An 816-nucleotide genomic window follows, 5' to 3' on the forward strand; every position below is an offset into this window, starting at 1 on the left:
AAAAAGTATCAGAACTAAAGGATAAATATTTAATAAATTTAAAAAAATATCCTTTAAGTGGAAAAGATTAGTGGGGAGAGTGCCTGCCCCCCGCTGGCGCAAGCGTTTCGCTTGTGCCTCCTGTGAGTCATATTCCAATAGCAAATAATACATCTAATTATGAATATAGAAACACATTATAATCAACTAATAGCTTATATTGAGTCGTTAGATTATTCAAATGTTGAGCAAGTTATTAATTATGCTAGTAAGGAAATATTTAAATATTCAGCAGAGCTATCTATAATGGTGATGGTCAATGCCCTTATTAGAGCCCCTGAATTTTTAAGAGAAAAACTTTCTGAAAGGGTAATATCGTATGTATATTATGAAGGGAGTTTTACTTCTTATAAATACATAAAGTCTAAACTTATTGAGAATAATGATAATTCAAATTTTTATCATAAAGAACTTTTTGAATATCTATTAGAAGTACTAGAAGATAAATATAAAAAATTTAAGGTAGATCTTAAATCAAGGTAATGCATAAAGAGGTGTGATAATGTATCAGATGTGTTGTTAAAGTTTCAATACTTTATCCCCGCTGGCGCAAGTCACATACTCGCTTCAAGCTCTGTTACTAATTAGGCAGTGAATTAGGGGTAATAGAGACACGAGCTACAAGCTCGCGCCAGCAGGGGGGTTCTTTTTTTTCAAACACAAAATTACTAATTTTCGGGAACTTTTATTTTATTATAGGAAAAAGTTTAAACTGCTTCATTAATTTTTAATTTTATGGATAGTAATATTTTAAAAAAACTGAAGGAACTGGGGAAA

1 protein-coding gene is annotated in these 816 nt (G+C 30.8%); it reads left to right on the forward strand.

Going from position 1 to position 816, the window contains the following annotated elements; genetic code table 11:
• The first annotated feature begins 159 nt into the window (after positions 1-159).
• A complete protein-coding gene (locus tag HMPREF9075_RS08475) occupies positions 160-522 on the forward strand; it encodes a hypothetical protein (RefSeq protein WP_009416123.1) in 363 nt (120 codons plus the stop codon).
• The last annotated feature ends 294 nt before the right edge of the window (positions 523-816 follow it).

It is taken from the genome of Capnocytophaga sp. oral taxon 332 str. F0381 (assembly GCF_000318275.2).
GTDB lineage: Bacteria > Bacteroidota > Bacteroidia > Flavobacteriales > Flavobacteriaceae > Capnocytophaga > Capnocytophaga bilenii.

Coding starts and splice junctions, on each gene's coding strand:
- HMPREF9075_RS08475 (WP_009416123.1), top strand. CDS start 160: ATGAATATAGAAACACATTATAATCAACTAATAGCTTATATTGAGTCG.